We start from the raw sequence: 18,513 nt of genomic DNA, 5'->3' as shown, positions 1-18,513 counted from the left end.
GAGAAATGAGGGGAAAATATGGAAAAAGAATCGAGAGTTCTTCCTTTAATTCCATTAAGAGGTATAACAATATTTCCTCATATGGTATTACATTTTGATGTAGGTAGAGAAAAATCTCTTCTTGCAGTTGAAGAGGCGATGCTAAATGGGCAGGAAATCTTTTTAGCTTCACAAAAAGAAGCAAAAATTGAAGAACCTAAAGAGGATGAGATTTTTAACATAGGTACTATTTGTAATATAAAACAAATATTAAAATTACCTGGTGATACTGTTAGAGTATTAGTTGAAGGTGAGAGCAGAGCAAAACTAGTTAGTTATGTGCAAAAAGAACCATTTTTAAAGACGGAAGTTGAGATATTACAAGATGAAAAATGTGAAGATAAAGGCAAATGTGAAGCTTTAATCCGTACAGTAAAAAAAGAGTTTGAAGAGTATGCGAGATTATCTAATAGTGTTTCAGCAGAAGCGTTAATTAATTTAGATGATTTAGAAGAATCAGGAAGGTTTGCTGATATAATCAGTTCATATTTAACATTGAAGGAAGATAAAAAACAGGAATTATTGGAAGCGTATGATGTATATGAAAGATTAGAGAAGCTTTTATTAATAATTAAAAATGAAGTTGAGATTTTAAAAATAGAAAAGAAGATTGGGCTTAAAGTAAAAAGCAAAATAGATAAATCTCAAAAAGAATATTTTTTAAGAGAACAAATGAGAGCTATTCAAGAAGAACTTGGTGAAGATGATGAAAGTAAAAAAGAGATAGAGGAATATTCGAAAAAAATAAAAAAGGCTAAATTACCTAAAGTTGCGAAAGAAAAAGCCTTATATGAATTAACTAGGTTAAAGAATACTGGAAGTTATTCAGCAGAAGGTGGAGTTATAAGAACATATTTAGATTGTTTACTAGATATTCCATGGAATAAGAAAACAAAGGATAATTTAGATATAAAGAGAGCTAGAGAAATATTAGAAGATGAACATTATGGATTAGAAGATGTAAAGGATAGAATAATAGAGTATTTAGCAGTTAAGAGTATGAGTAAATCGTTAAAAGGACCTATTCTTTGTTTAGTTGGACCTCCAGGAGTAGGTAAGACTTCTATAGCAAGATCTATAGCCAATGCTCTAAATAGAAATTTTGTTAGAATGTCTTTAGGTGGAGTAAGAGATGAAGCCGAAATTAGAGGACATAGAAGAACTTATGTAGGAGCAATTCCAGGAAGAATAGTTAATGGAATGAGGAAAGCTCAATCTAAAAATCCATTATTTTTATTAGATGAAATAGACAAATTAAGTGGAGATTTTAGAGGAGATCCTGCAAGTGCACTTCTTGAGGTTTTAGACAGTGAACAAAATAACACTTTTAGAGATCATTATTTAGAGTTGGATTTAAATCTATCAGAAGTTATGTTTATAACTACTGCTAATACTTTAGATACGATACCAAGACCACTTCTAGATAGAATGGAAGTAATAGAAGTATCAGGATATACTTATGAAGAAAAATTCCATATAGCTAAAAAATATCTTATACCAAAACAGTTTAAAGAACATAATCTAGAAGAAGGAAAAATAACTTTTTCGGATTCATCAATATATTCTGTTATTGAACATTATACTAGAGAGTCTGGCGTAAGAAGTTTAGAGAGAAAAGTTGCTTCAGTTATTAGAAAAGCTATTGCTGATATGTTAGAAAGAGATAAAAACAAAATATCAATAACTGTAAATCATGTAAAGAAATATTTAGGGCCTGAAATATATACTTATGATAAAGCTGATAAAATAGACAAAATAGGTGTTGTCATGGGAATGGCATGGACAGGATATGGTGGGGATACTTTGCCTGTAGAAGTAAGTGTAATGTCTGGAAAAGGAAAACTTCAGCTTACAGGACAGTTAGGCGATGTAATGAAGGAATCAGCGGAAGCCGGTTATAGCTATATTAGATCAAATGCTGAGAAATATGGAATAAATCCTGATTTTTATAAGGAAAAAGATATTCATATACATGCACCAGAAGGAGCAGTACCTAAAGATGGACCATCAGCTGGGGTTACCATGATAACTGCTATGGTTTCTGCATTAGGAAACAAAAAGGTAAAACACAATTTAGCTATGACAGGTGAAATAACTCTTACAGGAATAGTTCTTCCTATAGGAGGACTTAAAGAAAAGACACTTGCAGCTTTTAGAGCTGGAATTGATACAATAATAATTCCAAAAGCTAATGAAAAAGATTTAAGAAAGATACCGAAATCAGTACTTAGCAAAATGAAAGTTATAATTGCGGAAAAGATTGAAGATGTTTTAGAAAATGCGTTTGTAGAGGAGAAGTCTAATGATAATTAAGAATTCAGAGTTTATAATATCAGCAGTTAGTCCATTACAATATCCTACAGATAATAGAGTTGAAATGGCTTTTGTTGGAAGATCCAATGCAGGTAAATCTTCATTGATCAATGTGGTAACAAATAGACGAAAGCTTGCTAAAACAAGTGGTACTCCAGGTAAAACTAGACTTATAAATTTTTTCCTAATAAACAATGAATTTTATTTTGTGGATTTACCAGGATATGGATTTGCTAAGGTTTCAAAAAAAGAACAGGAAAAATGGGGTAATATGATAGAAAAATATCTAATAGATAGACCTCAACTAAAGAAGATAGTTCTATTGGTAGATTCAAGACATAAACCTACAAAAGATGATATTAATATGTATGAATGGATTAAACACTATGGATATGAAACTATAATTGTAGCTACTAAAAGTGATAAATTGAAAAAAAGTGAGTTTCAAAAAAATAAAAAAATTATAAAAGATACTCTAAATATCAGAGATGAAGATAAATTTGTTTTCTTTTCAGCTCTTAATAAAAGTGGTAAAGAAGAGGTAATAGATCTTCTAACTGAAGGAATAATAGAAATGGAATAAAAGTATGCGAGATAAATAATCTCGCATACTTAATTTTTTGTGTCAAATTAAAAGCAAAATGAATAGTATGTATTAGAAAACAAAAGAAGAAACAGGAAGGGCAGAAAGGGGGAGGTAAAGTGGATTTTAACGATATGGAAGGTATAAGTTCATTAATAAACAATTTAACAGGCGGGAATGGTATTGGCAGCCTGGAAAATATTGATAAGCTCTCGGGTCTTTTAGGCAGCAAAGGTCTTGGGACAGGAAGCAGATTCCCACTGCTCTTGATTATCATTGTATTCTTGTTATTTAGTAACAGAGGAGGTTATAATAACAGGAATAATTGCCAGCAATATAGTTGTCGATGTTATAGAAAAGGTAGTAAAAAGCACAGAAGAAAACAGTGTTGTAAATGTTGTGGATATGGAAGCGGTTATGGCGGCTATGGCGGCCATGGCGGTTACGGCGGCGGTTACGGTGGTTACGGAGGTGGCTACGGTGGCTGCGGCGGCGGATATGGAAACAATATAATATTCATCATAATAATACTATTCTTTATTCGTTTAGGAAAAAGTAGTGGTTTAGGTTCCATTAGCAGCATTCTCAACTTTTTACCTACACAAGGAACAGATGATATAGATACAAATGAAGAGGAATAGAATACATTGAAACCATGGCCCAAGAAAGGGGGGTTTGATTATGTCAAAAAAATGTAAGTGCAAATACGAATATGACTGTGGATGTGGTTACGGCGGATATGGCAGATGCGGTGGATACGGCGGATGCGGTATATGCGGAGGCTACGGACACGGAGGCGGATTTGACCCATGTAAATTAGCATTATTTTTATTAGTATTGAAGAGAGCATGTATAATTGACAATGAAACTGGAACATTACTAGTATTCTTATTCTTACTTTGCTGCGGAGGATTTAAAAAACAAGGTATATGCTGTTAAGAAAAAGAGGGAGAGCTTTACGCTCTCCTATTTATAGAGAGGTGATTAAATGGCAAAACATAGAAAACATAAAAAAGAATATAGAGATTATGGAGAGTATGATGACATAAGCGGACCAAATAATAATTTCGATATAAGTAATTTAACTTCTATGTTAAATAATATAGATATAAATCAAGTAGCCTCTCTTTTAAGTTCTTTAGGAGGTTTAAATAATTTAATTCAAAATAATTCAAATGGTACCGAAAATTTAGAGAGTGAAAAAGAGGCTATTCAAAATGGACTTCAGGATATCAATATAGGTGAATTAATTAGTCAAGCTGCTAATATAAATAATAGTATAATGCAACAAGAGGATAAATTTGATAAAGATAAAGATAAAGATAAAAGAAAAGAAAAGAAAAGAAAAAAATATGATAGTAAGATAGACTCAAATGAAGACGAAATTATAAAACTTTTGAATGCTATAAAATCTATAGTGAATGAGGAAAGAGCTGAAATATTAGAAAGAATGGCACAAATGTATAAAGAAGGTAAAATATAAAAAATAAACTTCCTTAATCGGAAGTTTATTTTTTATTATATATCATTGGAATTTTTTAATAGCATATTACAATTACCGTTAAAGATACCACCTTTACTTATTATTAAGGAATCCATAGTAATATTACCAGTAATTTTACCTAGACTGTCTATAGTTAAGGTATTCTCACAAATTACATTTCCTTCTACTTTACCATTAATAATAGCATTCTTACAAGATATGTTACCGTTGCATGAAGAAGAAGGAGCTAAAATAACATCATCTTGCCAAATAATGTCTCCTTCGATTACTCCATCAAGTTTTAAAACTCCATTACCAGTTAAAGTGCCTATGATTTTACAATGTTCCCCTATAAGATTTTCAATTTTATTAGAAGTATTTTCATTAAACATATAATCCCCCCTAAACTTATTATAAAATATTATATTAAATAAAAGTACAATAAATTTATTTTTTATATATTAATAAAATATTTAAAATATAACATAATTTATTATTAAATTTTATCAGAAACCATACGATAAAGTAATTGAGTATAGGGTTGTGATTAAGTAACTATCAAAAAATTATACTAATATGAAGTATATACCAATCTTTAAAAGTATTATTGGATGGTTCAATAATACCAGTGCTAATATCATCAGAAAATTTTCAATATTTAAATTAGGTGTTTAACCAAATTAGTTAAGGTAGTTATATATAAGGACTAACCTGGTAGATGTTACAACTAAGTTAATACAACTGAGTATATTTTTAGGGGGAAATTTTATGTCTAAACTTTCACATTTATTAGAATTAATTATAATGCTTCAATATAAAGAATTTACAACAGCTTCAGAATTAGCGGATATATTAGAAGTAGATAAAAAAACTATCTATAGATATATAGATACTCTTCAAATGGCTAAAATACCTGTAGAATCTAAAAAAGGAAGATATGGAGGATTTTATATTGATAAAGATTTTTATATGAAATATCCAAAGTTAGAAAAAGAAGAATTAGAATCTTTATTAATGGCGTCTAAAATATTAACTAAAGACAATGGGTTTGCATATGCAGATAAGTTTCAAAGTGCTGTAATTAAAATTAAAGATTTATCTTTGAATGAAAATAGTGATTTTGAAGAATTAAAAGAACTTATTAATTTTAAGATTAATGATACGGGTAACTTAGAAACTTTTGATAATAAAATATCAAAAATTAATTATGCTATGACTAAGGGAAGAGTTTTAAAAATAAGCTATTATGCACTTAATAAAAACAGTATTACACAGATTATGGTAAATCCCTATACAATATTATTTAAACAAGGAGGATGGTATTTAGTAGGTTATTGTAATACTCAAGAAGAAGAAAGAATTTTAAAAATTTCAAGAATAAGAAATATAGAAGTTACTAAAGAGATATTCATAAAACCTAAGAATTTTAATTTAAGTGATTATTTAAAAAAATCTTGGAGTGTATTTAGGGGAGAGCAAAGTTTAATCAAGGTAAAATTTGATAAAAAAATTGCTGAGTTTGTAAAAGAGAATAAATGGCATACAAATCAGAAAATAGAGTGTTTAGAAGATGGAAGTATAATACTTCATATGTATTTAAATGATTTAGGAGAAGTAAAAAAATGGATTTTAGGCTTTGGTGCACAAGCAGAGGTTTTAGAGCCTATAAGTTTACGAGAAGAAGTAAAGAGTGAAATTTATGAACTTACAAAAAAATATGAAAGAAATTACGATAAAGTGAATAAAATTTCTAATAAAGGTTAATATATATAGTGTACATGGAGAGTTAGTCTTACATAAATAAGTGTGTTGATTACTCTCTCACTAGTGCTAAAACCCCCCATCCCCCTTTTGATTAGGACCGCAATTAGCGGTCCGTTTTTTATTTACTATGAAATCATAAAATTTTATAATTTCCAACCTTCATTAAGTACCCTAACAAAGTATATATTGCGTAAAATAAATTAGAATTTCTTAGTGAAGTGAAACGCCTTTATAGCAATATATACTTTGTTTTTTATTTTATTTGATTTATGGAGTTTATTTTAAAATAATAACATTCTCTAGAATTACTAACTGCTTTTAATTTAAGATTTAAAGAATAGTTTTTGATTATATCTTTTTGGGTGTTATTAATCCCTCTAAAATTAAGAATCCACTCAATTTGAGAAGGCTCACCATTTTTATTTGTTTTAGTATCTCTGAATTGAGCATCTTGAAATATATAAGTGTTATCGGCATTAATTAAAGCTGTGATTAAAGCTAATGAAGAGTCATTTATTTTAGAGGAAAAGATGTGTTGATCAGGTAGTTTAGAGTTTTTAGTTAATGTAGTCATAAAATTTATAAAAGATAAGATTGTATCTTTTTCAATAAATGTATCTTTTGCGTTATAAGTATATTTTTCAAATTTGTTTTGCACAAGAATATAGTTAGAAAAAATAAAATTACCCATAGAAATATTTCCAGAGATAAATTTGGGCGTTTTATTATTACTACAATCTATGAGGCCTAAAACATTATTCTGGCTAGAAAATATATTTTGGAATTTATTATTATTATATATAAAAATATGTTGAATAGATTTATTTTTTTCAGAGGATTGTATGAATATTTCTGGAATTTTATCACGAGATATATCTAATAATTTAACTCGCATAGGCCAGTAAGGAGAATAGCTTCCCATAGTTTTTGTATTTTTATTTGGTTCAAGGGAAAAACTATCTTCTTTTGTATTTACTTGAAGATAATATTTATTTTGCTTTGTTGTTATGTAAAGGATATCCTGGTGGCCATCCCCTGTAAGATCTGCTTTATATGATTTATTATTTAAATTTACGCAAAAGGTAGCAGAAGCTTCGTTAGTTTTTAAGGATTGAAAGATTATAAAAAATATAAAAACTATTAAAATTAAAACTGAATAGTAAATATGTTTTCTTTTTAGAAATAAAACTTTAAATTTCATTATAGCACCTCCACTTACTTATATTTATGAAGAGCACTGTAAAATTATTTATAAAAAAAGAAAAATAAGCTTGCGCCTATTTTTCTTTTCTTTTACAATTATGACATATGCCATAAAAATAGATTTTGTTTGAGAGTACATCATAATCAGTATAATCTTTTATAGTTTCATTTAAATGATTGAAAAAAATTCCCTCTATGTCATCAACTTTTCCACAAGATAGACATTGGATATGAGGATGAGGTATAGCGTTACCATCATATCTAAAATTACCTTCTCCAACATTTATCTCTTGAACTAAATTTACTTCTACTAAAGTTTTTAAGGCTTTATATATTGTAGCTAAACTCATCGTAGGATAATCAGGGTGCAGCGCTTTGTAAATAGTTTCAGCTGATGGATGTTCTTTAGTTGAACACAAATATTTATATACTGCTATACGTTGAGGAGTTAGTTTCAACTTTTTCTCCTTGAAAGTAGATGTTATATTATCCATTACGCACCACCTTTATTAAATGATTATACTTATTATATAATAAATGTTATTGCCAGTCAATCAATATTAAATGTAGTTTTTTTCATATTCCCTCTTTTTTAATACATATATAACTTAACTAGCATAATATAAATATATAGAGAGGGGGAATTATATTTTGAAGAAAACTTATGTTTTAGATACTAATGTAATTTTGTATTCTCCGCGTTCAATACTTTGTTTTGATGACGGAAATGTCGTTATACCAGAAGTTGTATTGGAGGAATTAGACTCGTTTAAGAAGAATACAGGAGAACTTGGAGCAAATGCTCGTATAGCTGCACGTTTAATCGATGGACTTAGAAAAAAAGGCAATCTAAGTAAGGGTGTTGAACTATCTAATGGTGGAAAGCTTAGAGTAGAAATGAATCATTATGATACAATAATGCCACCAGCATGGGACAAGGCAAAACCAGATAATAGAATAATACAAGTATGTAAAGCATTAAAAGAGAATGGAGAAGATGTATTTTTAATTACAAAAGATATATTTGAAAGAATTAAAGCTGATACTGTAGGAATAAATGTTGATGATTACTATGAAAAGGTAGTTCCAGAATATGACGATCAATATACAGGAAGAGCTGAAGTATATGCATCTTCTGATAAAATAGATAATTTTTATAAAAACAGAATTTTAAATTTAGAAGACTTAAGCGTTTATTCTGAAGAAACTCAAGAATATTCAACTCCGTACTTATATGCAAATCAATTTCTTATAATTCATTCCTTACAAAATCAAAAAAAAACAGCTTTAGGAAAATATGATGGAGATAAAGTGATTCCACTTTTATATAAAGATATGATTCCTCTTGGAATAAGTCCAAGAAATGTGGGACAAAAATTTATGCTTGAGGCGTTATTTTCAAACGCAGATAAAGCACCGTTAGTAATAGTTAAAGGACCAGCAGGTACTGCAAAAACATTATTTTCTCTTGCGGTTGGACTTCATAAAATTTTAGAAGAAGATAGTGGGCAATATAGAAGAATTTTAGTGTGCAGACCTAATGTTACTATGGATGAGGAGATAGGATATCTACCAGGTACAGAAGAAGAAAAAATAGCTCCTTTTATGAGACCTGTTTTTGATAATTTAGAGATTTTAATTGATTCTGATGAAAAAGAAAGGTATAAAAATGAGAAAGAACTTAATGATAAAATAAGAGAATTATTTGATAGAAGGATAATTACTACAGAAGCAGTAGCTTTTTTAAGAGGAAGATCCATAGTTAAAAACTGGGTTATAATTGATGAAGCTCAAAATTTATCACCAAAGCAGGTGAAAGCTATAGTTACAAGAGTAGGTGAGGGTACAAAATTAATACTTATAGGAGATCCAGAACAGATAGATCAGCCTTTCTTGGATTACAGATCTAATGGATTATGTTATGCTTCAGAAAAAATGAAGGGAAGTAAATTATGCTATCAAGTAACACTTAAGTATGATGAATGTGAAAGATCTCCACTTGCTCATGAAGCATCTAAGAGACTATAAGAAAAGTGCGATATAAGTTGATTATAACTTATGTCGCACTTTTATGATGCATGAGATTTTTAATTTTACTTTAAAAAATAAAGTATTTATTATATAATAAAGTTTGAGTTGAAATTTAATAGTATAAAAATACATAAGGAAAAGAAAAATGTAAAAAGGATGATTAATAAATGAGCAATAAAAAAAGAAAAAAGAAAAAAAAGTTTTCTTTAAAATTGTTAATAGCTTTTATAGTGTTTGAAATAGCTTTTACAGGAATAACAGGACCTTTTGTGCTTTATTATGGACCTTTTGAAAATGCAAGAAGCACAATAGTAGGAGCTGCAATGACTACAATGACTCATCAATGGATTGCTACAGCATTTTTATCAAAGGAACGTATAGCTGAGATTCAAGGCAAGAATAAAGTAGAGACTATAATTCAAGAAGATACAGATGAAATAGAAATAAAACCTAAGCACGATAGTAATATAGAAAGATATGAAATAGAAGGATCAAAATTTAAAGGCACAATGTTAATTGTTCATGATCCAACAAGAGTTAAGGTTGGATATAGTAGTAAACTTGGAAAAGCTGGAGAAACTACAAGTCAAATTGCTAAAAAACATGATGCTGTGGCTGCTATAAATGGAGGAGCTTTTACTGATAAGTCACCAAGTGGTAAAAAGTGGGCTGGTAATGGTGGACAAGCAGCAGGTATAATAATATCAAATGGTGAAATTATCCATAATGATTACAAAAGAGAAAATGAAAGACATGAAGTAATAGCCATTACTAAAAAAGGAGTTTTATTAGTTGGGTATCACAGCTTAAAAGAAATGAAGCAAAAAGACGTTGTGGAAGCTGTTTCTTTTGATAAGACTATGATTGTAAATGGGAAAAAAACTATTAAAAATGGAGACGGTGGCGGTGGAATAGCCCCACGAACAGCTATAGGACAAAAAAAAGATGGAAGTATACTGCTTTTGGTTATAGATGGTAGACAACCAAGTAGTATAGGTGCAACTTATAGAGAAGTACAAGATATAATGTACGAATATGGAGCATACACTGCAGCTAATTTAGATGGTGGTTCATCATCCACTATGTATTATGAGGGAGAAGTAATCAATAATCCTTGTGATGCGTTAGGAGAAAGATCAATACCAACAATTATGTATGTTGAACCTTAAAAGGAGAGAAATAAATGAAAGCTTTAAAAAGAATAATGATATGGGTATTTATATCATTAACTGCACAAATGGCTGTCTTATACTATGTTGATAATTATTTATTTGCAACTGAAAATGTAAATGCCGTAGTTTCAAAAAAGGTTGTAAAAGAGAAAAAACAAAAGAAAAAAGATGTAGCTATAATTGTTCCTGAAGATGCCCAGCATGTAGCAGTATCTTATGATGGAGGATATCTATCATATTATAAAGATGATGTTTTAAAAGTTGTTGATGCTTATACTGGTGAGGAACATGATGTTGAATTTGAGGACAACCTTAAGGTATCATTTTATAAATGGGCTCCAGATAGAGATAGAATACTTTTAGCTATAAAGAAAAAAAGCGGTAGTAGTGCAAAATATGTTTTTTATTCTTACGATGCAGAGAAAAATAAAAAAGATATACTACAGACTAAAGAAGGACAAGAAACCTCAATACGTACTTCTAACAATTCTTATATTGAGGATATACAATTAACACCTTTAACAAACATGATATATGTTAAAACTGCTTTAAAAGGTGGAAGAAGCAGTATATATAATATAAATGTTATGAAGAGAATTGAAAAAGTTAGAACAGAGGCTTATTTTATAGGTAATACAAGGATAATACCTAATGATGATAGATTAGTTTATGAGTCAGCTGATAAAGGTAAAGTTTATATAACAGGCACTAGATCTTCAATTTCTATTGAAGGAGTTAAGAAATTATGTCTTCTATCTGTAGATGGAGATGATAGAATATATGTTGGAGAACTTGAAGAAGATAAAGTTAGTAAAATTGCTAAAGTAAAACATATTTATTATGGTACAGCAGAACAAGATACTAATGAGTGGAAAAAAATATCTCTTAGTGAAGCTGTAAATAAAAAGGATATTTTTGTGTCAAGTTCAGGAAAAATATACATTAATAACAATTTAAGAGGAACTGTTACTGAGTTAAACTCTAATAAAGATACAGTATATAAAGGTATATTTATGCAGATGTATGATGAAGGTATAGCATCTATTAGCGATGGAAAGTTAGCAGAAACACCATTGAAGTAAAAAAGTTAAGCTTTATTTCTATACAAAATATAGGAATGAAGCTTTCTTATTATATTTTAAAAAAATATGTCTATATACAGTGTGTAGTATAATTAGTTTGTTTTTTATAATCACTTTGATATAATATAAATATTAATTAACTAGAGGAGGAAAAGGATGTTTAGCATTAACAATATATTAAATACAATTTTTCTTATACCAGGAATTTTATTAGGATTTACATTTCATGAATATGCACATGCGTGGGTAGCAGATAGACTTGGAGATAAAACACCGAAATTTCAAGGAAGACTTACTTTAAACCCAATAGCTCATATAGACCCCATTGGATTTTTGATGATTTTAATTGTGGGAATTGGATGGGCAAAACCTGTTCAAACTAATCCTAGTGCGTTTAAACATTATTATAAGGATGATTTAAAGGTATCTGCTGCAGGGGTAGTAGGTAACTTATTTGTTTCTTTAATATTTTCAGTGATTCTTGCTTTATTAATGAAATTTCCTTTTGGAAATGCTAAGGTTTTGTATATTTTGATAGGTATTTGTCAACAAGCAATAAAAATAAATTGTTTATTGGTTATATTTAATTTATTACCTCTTCCTGGTTTGGATGGATTTCATATTTTAAGAGATTTATTCCCAAAATTCTTTTACAAAATAGCTGACAATATTTATAGATATCAAATGCTGATTTTGATTATATTTATATGGAGTCCGCTTTCGAATTTGATTATATATCCACCAACATCATTACTTGTAAGCTTTTTTAATTCAATAATTAAACTTATAGTATAAAAGTTTATATAGAGGTGTATTATGAAAGGATGGCTCATACTGAGTAAGTTTTTTATAGTTATATATGTAGCTGTAATTTCTACTGAAATGAACATTTTAAATGTTGCAACTATAGTTTTATTCCTATTATGTTATTTAGCACTCAATATTTTAATATACATTATTAAAGATAAAAAAATGATAAAAATAATTGCTGCTATATCATTAGCAGCTTTATTAATAGGAGTTCAGTGGGTAAATTCAGTATTTATTTTATTATTACCAATAAATTTATTTGAAGTTATATATTTAAATAAAATGAAACAGTGGATAGGAGCATCACTAGCAGCATTTCCGTTGTTTTTATTGCAAAATATTATTCTGAAAGAATATTTAGTTGTGGCTATGCTTAGTTATGTTATATGTAACATTTGCTATATGTATAAAATAAAAATTAAAAAACTTACATATGAAAATGATTCTTTAAAGGAAAAAAACTATTTGTTAAATAAGAACTTAATAAAAGATATAGAGTATGAAAGTCAAATAAAGTATATGTCGCAATTAGAAGAAAGAAATAAAATTGCCCAGGAAATACACGATAATATTGGACACACTATATCGGGAAGCTTAATGCAGCTTGAAGCTGCAAAAATTATCATGCAAAAGGATAAAGAAAAATCGCGAAAAATGCTTCAAAATACAATAGATGTTTTAAGAGAAGGTATGGAGAATATTAGGGCTACACTAAGAAATGTTAAACCACCTTCTGAGCAGCTTGGAATAAATAAGTTAAAGCTCATATTAAAGCAGTATGAAATCAATAGTGAAATAAAAGCTAATTTGTATTATGATGGAGAGTTAAAAGAAATATCCCATACTCAATGGAAGGTAATTAATGAAAGTGTTAAAGAAGCTTTAACTAATACTATGAAATATGCAAAAGCTTCGGAAATAAAGGTAAAAATACAAACTCTAAATAAACTTATAAAGGTTGAAATTAAGGATAATGGTATTGGAAGTTTAAAGATAAATAAGGGACTTGGAATGCGAGGAATAGAGGAAAGATGTGAAAATATAAATGGCAAAGTTATTGTGGATGGCAGCAATGGCTTTTCAGTTATATTATTATTACCTATAGAATAAAAGGGGTGCTGTAATTTGAGTATTAAAATTTTAATTGCAGATGATGATTCACTAATAAGGGAGAGCCTTAAAATAATTTTAGGTATGGATGAAGAAATTGAAATTATAGAGTGCGTTGATAATGGATTAAAGGCTGTTGAAGCTTGCTTAAAAAACAAAATAGATGTGGCTTTATTAGATATTAGAATGCCTGTTATGAATGGGGTAGAGGCTATTAAGGAGATAGTTGAAAATACCCATACTAGAACTTTAATATTGACTACTTTCGATGAAGATGATTATATTTATGATGCTATAAAATATGGAGCTAAAGGGTATATTTTAAAGAATAATGCTCCTGATAAGATTATTAATGCAATTAAAACTGTTTATAATGGAAATACCGTAATGCAGGATGTAGTGTTGGATAAAATAAAAGAAGGATTAAATGAAACTAATAAATCTTTAATTGATGAGACTTTATTCACAGAAAGAGAACTTCAAATTATAAAGGCAATTTCAGAAGGAGTGTCGAACAAAGAAATTTCTGCAAAGTTATATATATCAGAAGGAACGGTTAAAAATTATATAACTAATATTTTATCTAAGACAGAACTTAAACATAGAACACAGATAGCTATTTATTACTTAAAAGGGAAAAATTAAAACATATTCAAACAATTATATTATATAAAATATGACTTTTGTCATGTGCAATAAATGACTTTCTCTACTAAAAGAGAAAGTCTTATTTTTATATAATAAAAATATAAGAAAAAATATTCTAGAATAATGGATAAAATAATAAAAGGAGTGAAAAAAATGAAGTTAGTTCAAATTGAAAATCTAACTAAAAAATTTGGAGATTTAACTGCTGTAGATAATATAAATTTAAATATAGAAGACAAAGAAATATATGGATTACTTGGACCTAATGGAGCTGGCAAGAGTACTACTATCAATATAATGTGTGGACTTTTATCAATGGATAAAGGCGCAGTTAAAATTTTAGACAGAGATATTAAAAAGGAAGCTTATTTTACTAAAAAGAATATAGGAGTAGTACCTCAAGATATTGCTATATATGAGGATTTAACTTCTTTTGAAAATGTAAACTTTTTTGCAAGTCTTTACGGATTAAGGGGAGAAAAATTGAAACAAAGGACTATGGAAGCATTAGAATTTGTTGGACTTTCTGATAAAGCAAAGGAATTTCCAAAGGGTTTTTCAGGTGGAATGAAAAGAAGGCTTAATATAGCTTGTGCTATAGCGCATAGACCAAAGCTTATAATTATGGATGAACCTACAGTTGGAATAGACCCTCAGTCTAGAAATCATATCCTTCAATCAGTTAGAAAGTTAAATTCTATGGGATGTACAATAATTTATACAACGCACTATATGGAAGAGGCTGAATCTATTTGTACAAAAATAGGCATAATTGACCATGGTAAGGTTATTGCAGAAGGAACTAAGGAAGAACTGAAAGCTATAGTAACAGATAAAAATAGTGTAGAAATAACTGTAGATGCAAGTGCAGAGATAAAAGAAGAAGATATAAAGAATATAAATGGTGTTATAGAGGTTAAAGTAAGTGGTAATAAAATAAAGATCAATAGCTACAGAGAAGTTAGTAATTTAGATAAGATAATACTTTATTTTACAAGTAATAATATTGAAATAAGAAATATAGAAACACAAAGACCAGATTTAGAAACTGTATTTTTAACTTTAACAGGAAGAAAATTAAGAGATTAGAGGTGATAATGTGAACATACTAAATATAATCACTAAAGAAGTGAAGCAGAATTTTAGAAATAAAAGAACATTAGCCATAATGATATTATTTCCTGTAATTCTAATTGTTATTTTAGGGACAGCTTTTTCTAAGAGTATGAGTAATGATATTAAATTAGGGGAAATTAAAGTTTTATATACTGTACAGGGAGAAGGAAATATAGGAGAAACTTTTAAAGAATTACAGAAAGAGTTAAAGGATTATAATGTTGGCTTTAAAGAAACAGAAAATATTGAAAGAGCCAAAAGCAGTGTTCAAGACTCTAATTATTCATGTTATCTGTTGATTGATGAAAATAATAAAGATATAAAAATATATAAAAATAATAGATACTATTTGGGGGCTAGTTTTGTTGAAGGTATATTAAATACTTTTGTACAGAGATACAATGTAATAAACGAGATAAAGGAAAAAAATCCAGGAGTTCTTGAAGAAGTGGCAAAAGGTAGTGAAAAAAAATATACAAGAGTACAATCTTTGAATGAGAAAAAAGAACCTAGAGCTATAGATTATTATGGAGTTACTATGACTACCTTAATTATATTGTATTCAGCATTTACTGGTGCTTATGGAATGATTGGTGAAAAAAACAGAAAAACAGAAGCAAGGATAATAGCAGCACCTATTACGAAGAAAGAGATTTTTATGGGTAAAACTTTAGGTACATTAGTTGTTACAATATTTCAAATTTCGATAGTTATTATTTTTAGTAAATATGTAATTGGGGTAAATTGGGGCAATAATATTGGAATGTTGCTGTTAGTAATAGGTTCTGAGATTATAATGGCAGTATCAATGGGAATAGGAGTAGCTTTTTTAACAAAAACAGAAGCAGCTATGAGCGGAATATTAAATTTCTTAATTCCTATAACAGTTTTTTTAGGTGGTGGATATGTACCACTAGAAGAATTTAATAGTGAAATACTTAATACTATATCTAATTTTTCACCAGTAAGATGGGTTAACAGTTCTATATTAAATATTGTTTTCAGAAATAATTATGAAAAGGTAATTCCTGCAATAACAATTAATCTTGTTATAGCAGTTATATTTTTAATCACAGCATCAACATTATTCAGAAGGGAGGAGGCTTAGGATGAAAAACGTAATAATACTTGTACTAAATACTTTGAAGGTTACCTTTAGAAAAAAATCAAATATATTCTCTTATTTAATAGTCCCTCTAGTTTCAATGTTAATTATTATGTCAATAATGAATGGTGGAGGAAGTGCTAAAATTAAAATAGGTGTAGTAGATAAAGATAATAGCATTATTTCAACAGATATGGTGAAGTATTTAGAGAGTACTGGTAAATTTGAAAGTGTTTATATAAATGAGGCGAATATAGATGGGAAAGTAGTAAATAGAGAAGTTAATCTTGCTATTATTATTCCTGAGAGTTTTAGTGAAGAGATATATAATAATAAATTAGAAAATATAAAAATTGTTTCAATTGAAGGTAAGGAAATTACTGCTTGGATTGAAAATTATACAAATTTGTATATACAAAATCTTTTGGACATATCTAAAGCATCTGAAGGGAATAGAGATGAATTTAATGATATGTATAAAGGATATAAAAATCAAGCTTTAAAATTAAACAGTGAAAAGGTTGTAGATAAGAGGTTAAATAAACAGCTAACTCAATCAGGTGTGGGATTTTTAATAATGTTCATACTTATCGGAGCAACTTCTACTTCTAATATTATATTAAAGGAAAAAAGAGAAAGAACTTATCAGAGAATATGTTCTACACCAGTAAATTCGAAAATATATATAATGGGGAATGTGTTTGTAAATTTCATAATTATAACAGTTCAAATTTTACTTGCTATATTTGCAATTAATACAATATTAAAAGTAAATATGTATATGCCAGATTATCAACTATTTTTGATGTTATTATTAATGGGAGCTGTATCAATAGGAATAGGTATGATTGTTGTGGCATTTTCTAAATCCACATCAGAAGCAGGGTATTTGTCAACCTTGATAATTACTCCAACATGTATGATGGGAGGATGTTTTTGGCCTATAGAGTTAATGCCAGAAAAAGTTCAAAAGATATCAAATTTTATTCCACAAAAATGGGCTATAGAAGCTATTAAAAAACTTCAAAGTGGTGCGGGAATAAGTGAAATATATATAAATATGTTGATATTAATAGGATTCACAGTAGTTTTATTCTTAGTAGCAGCTTTTAAAATGAATAATACTGATAAAACAGGAAGTTTTGTTTAAAAGGAAATAGATTCAATGAAGAATAAAAAATAGGAAATAAGTTAAAAAAGAATATTAAGGAAAATATTGGTGTGGAAGAAAGGGAGGTATTTTTGTGGAAAAGAATCATGGTAATATGAAAGATGAGGAATTGTATGAACTGGCCAGAAAAAGAGTAAATAGGAAAAGATCTTTTTTCTCTAATTTAACTTCATATATAGTTGTTTGTACGGGACTTGGGATTTTAAACTATTTTACTAGTCCAGAATACTGGTGGTTTTTATGGGTAGTATTTGGATGGGGAATAGGTATTATAAACCACGGAATTGGTCTTTATAGATTTCTAAATTATGATGATACTGCAGTAGAAAGAGAAGTAGAAAAACTGAAAAAAAGAGGGAAATAAGAAAAGTGCGATACACTTTTCAGTAAGCAGTAACTAGCTAGGAGTAGCCAGAAATAAGAATAAAAAGATAATTATAGAAGTTAAATTAAGTAAAAAGAAGTATAAAAAGAGCAAGAATATAGAAAATTTCTATGTTCTTACTCTTTTTTATTTGAATTTAGGTTTTGTGTTAGCAAAACTTACTTCACTGGTTATTAGAATAATGTTTATAAAAAAGAGTTACAATATATAACGTTGATAATTATAAATTAAGATGATATACTTTAAGCTAATGTTAAAAATAAAACAAATAAATTATAGGTATCTAATTGTATGATTGGATTGAAAAGGGAAATAAGTGTGAAGCTTATGCGGTCCCGCCACTGTGATGAGGAGAATATTAGCTATAGCCACTTGATAACAGGGAAGGCGCTAATATGTGATGATTCTAAGCCAGGAGACCTGCCTATAAATTTTGCAAGTTATAGCTTACGAGGATAGGCAGTTAACTAGTTTGTAAAACCATTGCTAGGACTATGT

Annotated in this window: 19 protein-coding genes and 1 riboswitch; of the genes, 16 read left to right on the top strand and 3 right to left on the bottom strand. The window is 28.6% G+C overall.

Annotated features, from left to right (window positions below):
- The first annotated feature begins 18 nt into the window (after nucleotides 1-18).
- The 5 genes from lon (at nucleotide 19) to OXH55_RS03240 (ending at nucleotide 4,418) form a co-directional block, all read left to right on the top strand.
- Nucleotides 19-2,352, top strand: a complete 2,334-nt coding sequence (gene lon, locus OXH55_RS03260; protein WP_268048038.1) for an endopeptidase La — start codon at nucleotides 19-21, stop codon at nucleotides 2,350-2,352.
- The gene (gene yihA / locus OXH55_RS03255) at nucleotides 2,342-2,935 is read left to right on the top strand and encodes a ribosome biogenesis GTP-binding protein YihA/YsxC (RefSeq protein ID WP_268048037.1); all 594 of its coding nucleotides are present in this window, start codon (nucleotides 2,342-2,344) and stop codon (nucleotides 2,933-2,935) included. Before lon ends, yihA begins: the two co-directional genes overlap by 11 nt.
- A gap of 284 nt (nucleotides 2,936-3,219) precedes the next feature.
- The gene (locus tag OXH55_RS03250; RefSeq protein ID WP_268048036.1) at nucleotides 3,220-3,576 is read left to right on the top strand and encodes a hypothetical protein; all 357 of its coding nucleotides are present in this window, start codon (nucleotides 3,220-3,222) and stop codon (nucleotides 3,574-3,576) included.
- A gap of 40 nt (nucleotides 3,577-3,616) precedes the next feature.
- The gene (locus OXH55_RS03245) at nucleotides 3,617-3,874 is read left to right on the top strand and encodes a hypothetical protein (protein ID WP_268048035.1); all 258 of its coding nucleotides are present in this window, start codon (nucleotides 3,617-3,619) and stop codon (nucleotides 3,872-3,874) included.
- A gap of 49 nt (nucleotides 3,875-3,923) precedes the next feature.
- Nucleotides 3,924-4,418 carry a hypothetical protein gene (locus OXH55_RS03240; protein ID WP_268048034.1) on the top strand — a complete coding sequence of 165 codons (495 nt, stop codon included), beginning with the start codon at nucleotides 3,924-3,926 and terminating at the stop codon, nucleotides 4,416-4,418.
- A gap of 35 nt (nucleotides 4,419-4,453) precedes the next feature.
- Here OXH55_RS03240 and OXH55_RS03235 read toward each other — a convergent pair whose 3' ends face one another.
- On the bottom strand, nucleotides 4,454-4,810 hold the full coding sequence (locus OXH55_RS03235; RefSeq protein ID WP_268048033.1) for a bactofilin family protein: 357 nt from the start codon (nucleotides 4,808-4,810) through the stop codon (nucleotides 4,454-4,456).
- A gap of 376 nt (nucleotides 4,811-5,186) precedes the next feature.
- Here OXH55_RS03235 and OXH55_RS03230 point away from each other — a divergent pair, with 376 nt between their 5' ends.
- Nucleotides 5,187-6,182 (top strand): helix-turn-helix transcriptional regulator, encoded by a 996-nt coding sequence (locus OXH55_RS03230; protein ID WP_268048032.1) that lies wholly within the window; start codon nucleotides 5,187-5,189, stop codon nucleotides 6,180-6,182.
- A gap of 253 nt (nucleotides 6,183-6,435) precedes the next feature.
- Here the strand turns inward: OXH55_RS03230 and OXH55_RS03225 are convergent, their stop codons facing one another.
- Both OXH55_RS03225 and perR read right to left on the bottom strand, forming a co-directional pair.
- A complete protein-coding gene (locus OXH55_RS03225; protein WP_268048031.1) occupies nucleotides 6,436-7,383 on the bottom strand; it encodes an FG-GAP repeat domain-containing protein in 948 nt (315 codons plus the stop codon).
- A gap of 76 nt (nucleotides 7,384-7,459) precedes the next feature.
- Nucleotides 7,460-7,879 carry a transcriptional regulator PerR gene (gene perR / locus OXH55_RS03220; protein WP_268048030.1) on the bottom strand — a complete coding sequence of 140 codons (420 nt, stop codon included), beginning with the start codon at nucleotides 7,877-7,879 and terminating at the stop codon, nucleotides 7,460-7,462.
- 157 nt (nucleotides 7,880-8,036) lie between these two features.
- Here perR and OXH55_RS03215 point away from each other — a divergent pair, with 157 nt between their 5' ends.
- From OXH55_RS03215 to OXH55_RS03170, 10 genes are all read left to right on the top strand, one after another.
- Nucleotides 8,037-9,413 carry a PhoH family protein gene (locus OXH55_RS03215; RefSeq protein WP_268048029.1) on the top strand — a complete coding sequence of 459 codons (1,377 nt, stop codon included), beginning with the start codon at nucleotides 8,037-8,039 and terminating at the stop codon, nucleotides 9,411-9,413.
- A gap of 170 nt (nucleotides 9,414-9,583) precedes the next feature.
- Nucleotides 9,584-10,585: a phosphodiester glycosidase family protein gene (locus OXH55_RS03210; RefSeq protein ID WP_268048028.1), complete on the top strand. Its 1,002-nt coding sequence runs from the start codon at nucleotides 9,584-9,586 to the stop codon at nucleotides 10,583-10,585.
- A gap of 14 nt (nucleotides 10,586-10,599) precedes the next feature.
- Nucleotides 10,600-11,670, top strand: a complete 1,071-nt coding sequence (locus OXH55_RS03205; protein ID WP_268048027.1) for a hypothetical protein — start codon at nucleotides 10,600-10,602, stop codon at nucleotides 11,668-11,670.
- Nucleotides 11,671-11,826: 156 nt separating this feature from the next.
- A complete protein-coding gene (locus OXH55_RS03200) occupies nucleotides 11,827-12,465 on the top strand; it encodes a site-2 protease family protein (RefSeq protein WP_268048026.1) in 639 nt (212 codons plus the stop codon).
- Between the two features lie 21 nt (nucleotides 12,466-12,486).
- Nucleotides 12,487-13,590 (top strand): sensor histidine kinase, encoded by a 1,104-nt coding sequence (locus tag OXH55_RS03195; protein WP_268048025.1) that lies wholly within the window; start codon nucleotides 12,487-12,489, stop codon nucleotides 13,588-13,590.
- Between the two features lie 15 nt (nucleotides 13,591-13,605).
- The gene (locus OXH55_RS03190; protein ID WP_268048024.1) at nucleotides 13,606-14,235 is read left to right on the top strand and encodes a response regulator transcription factor; all 630 of its coding nucleotides are present in this window, start codon (nucleotides 13,606-13,608) and stop codon (nucleotides 14,233-14,235) included.
- A 156-nt stretch (nucleotides 14,236-14,391) separates the two neighbouring features.
- On the top strand, nucleotides 14,392-15,327 hold the full coding sequence (locus OXH55_RS03185; protein ID WP_268048023.1) for an ABC transporter ATP-binding protein: 936 nt from the start codon (nucleotides 14,392-14,394) through the stop codon (nucleotides 15,325-15,327).
- 10 nt (nucleotides 15,328-15,337) lie between these two features.
- A complete protein-coding gene (locus OXH55_RS03180) occupies nucleotides 15,338-16,462 on the top strand; it encodes an ABC transporter permease (protein ID WP_268048022.1) in 1,125 nt (374 codons plus the stop codon).
- A 1-nt stretch (nucleotide 16,463) separates the two neighbouring features.
- On the top strand, nucleotides 16,464-17,609 hold the full coding sequence (locus OXH55_RS03175) for an ABC transporter permease (RefSeq protein ID WP_268048021.1): 1,146 nt from the start codon (nucleotides 16,464-16,466) through the stop codon (nucleotides 17,607-17,609).
- A gap of 94 nt (nucleotides 17,610-17,703) precedes the next feature.
- Nucleotides 17,704-17,994: a 2TM domain-containing protein gene (locus tag OXH55_RS03170; RefSeq protein ID WP_268048020.1), complete on the top strand. Its 291-nt coding sequence runs from the start codon at nucleotides 17,704-17,706 to the stop codon at nucleotides 17,992-17,994.
- Nucleotides 17,995-18,275: 281 nt separating this feature from the next.
- A riboswitch (cobalamin riboswitch) is annotated at nucleotides 18,276-18,457 on the top strand.
- Nucleotides 18,458-18,513: the final 56 nt, after the last annotated feature.

The sequence above is a fragment of the Clostridium ganghwense genome (assembly GCF_026735165.1).
GTDB classification, from domain to species: Bacteria; Bacillota; Clostridia; order Clostridiales; family Clostridiaceae; genus Clostridium_H; species Clostridium_H ganghwense.
This window is presented reverse-complemented; position numbering and strand designations above follow the sequence as displayed.

Coding starts and splice junctions, on each gene's coding strand:
- OXH55_RS03205 (WP_268048027.1), top strand. CDS start 10,600: ATGAAAGCTTTAAAAAGAATAATGATATGGGTATTTATATCATTAACT.
- OXH55_RS03240 (WP_268048034.1), top strand. CDS start 3,924: ATGGCAAAACATAGAAAACATAAAAAAGAATATAGAGATTATGGAGAG.
- yihA (WP_268048037.1), top strand. CDS start 2,342: ATGATAATTAAGAATTCAGAGTTTATAATATCAGCAGTTAGTCCATTA.
- OXH55_RS03195 (WP_268048025.1), top strand. CDS start 12,487: ATGAAAGGATGGCTCATACTGAGTAAGTTTTTTATAGTTATATATGTA.
- OXH55_RS03175 (WP_268048021.1), top strand. CDS start 16,464: ATGAAAAACGTAATAATACTTGTACTAAATACTTTGAAGGTTACCTTT.
- OXH55_RS03230 (WP_268048032.1), top strand. CDS start 5,187: ATGTCTAAACTTTCACATTTATTAGAATTAATTATAATGCTTCAATAT.
- OXH55_RS03245 (WP_268048035.1), top strand. CDS start 3,617: ATGTCAAAAAAATGTAAGTGCAAATACGAATATGACTGTGGATGTGGT.
- lon (WP_268048038.1), top strand. CDS start 19: ATGGAAAAAGAATCGAGAGTTCTTCCTTTAATTCCATTAAGAGGTATA.
- OXH55_RS03235 (WP_268048033.1), bottom strand. CDS start 4,810: ATGTTTAATGAAAATACTTCTAATAAAATTGAAAATCTTATAGGGGAA.
- OXH55_RS03200 (WP_268048026.1), top strand. CDS start 11,827: ATGTTTAGCATTAACAATATATTAAATACAATTTTTCTTATACCAGGA.
- OXH55_RS03225 (WP_268048031.1), bottom strand. CDS start 7,383: ATGAAATTTAAAGTTTTATTTCTAAAAAGAAAACATATTTACTATTCA.
- OXH55_RS03210 (WP_268048028.1), top strand. CDS start 9,584: ATGAGCAATAAAAAAAGAAAAAAGAAAAAAAAGTTTTCTTTAAAATTG.
- perR (WP_268048030.1), bottom strand. CDS start 7,879: ATGGATAATATAACATCTACTTTCAAGGAGAAAAAGTTGAAACTAACT.
- OXH55_RS03185 (WP_268048023.1), top strand. CDS start 14,392: ATGAAGTTAGTTCAAATTGAAAATCTAACTAAAAAATTTGGAGATTTA.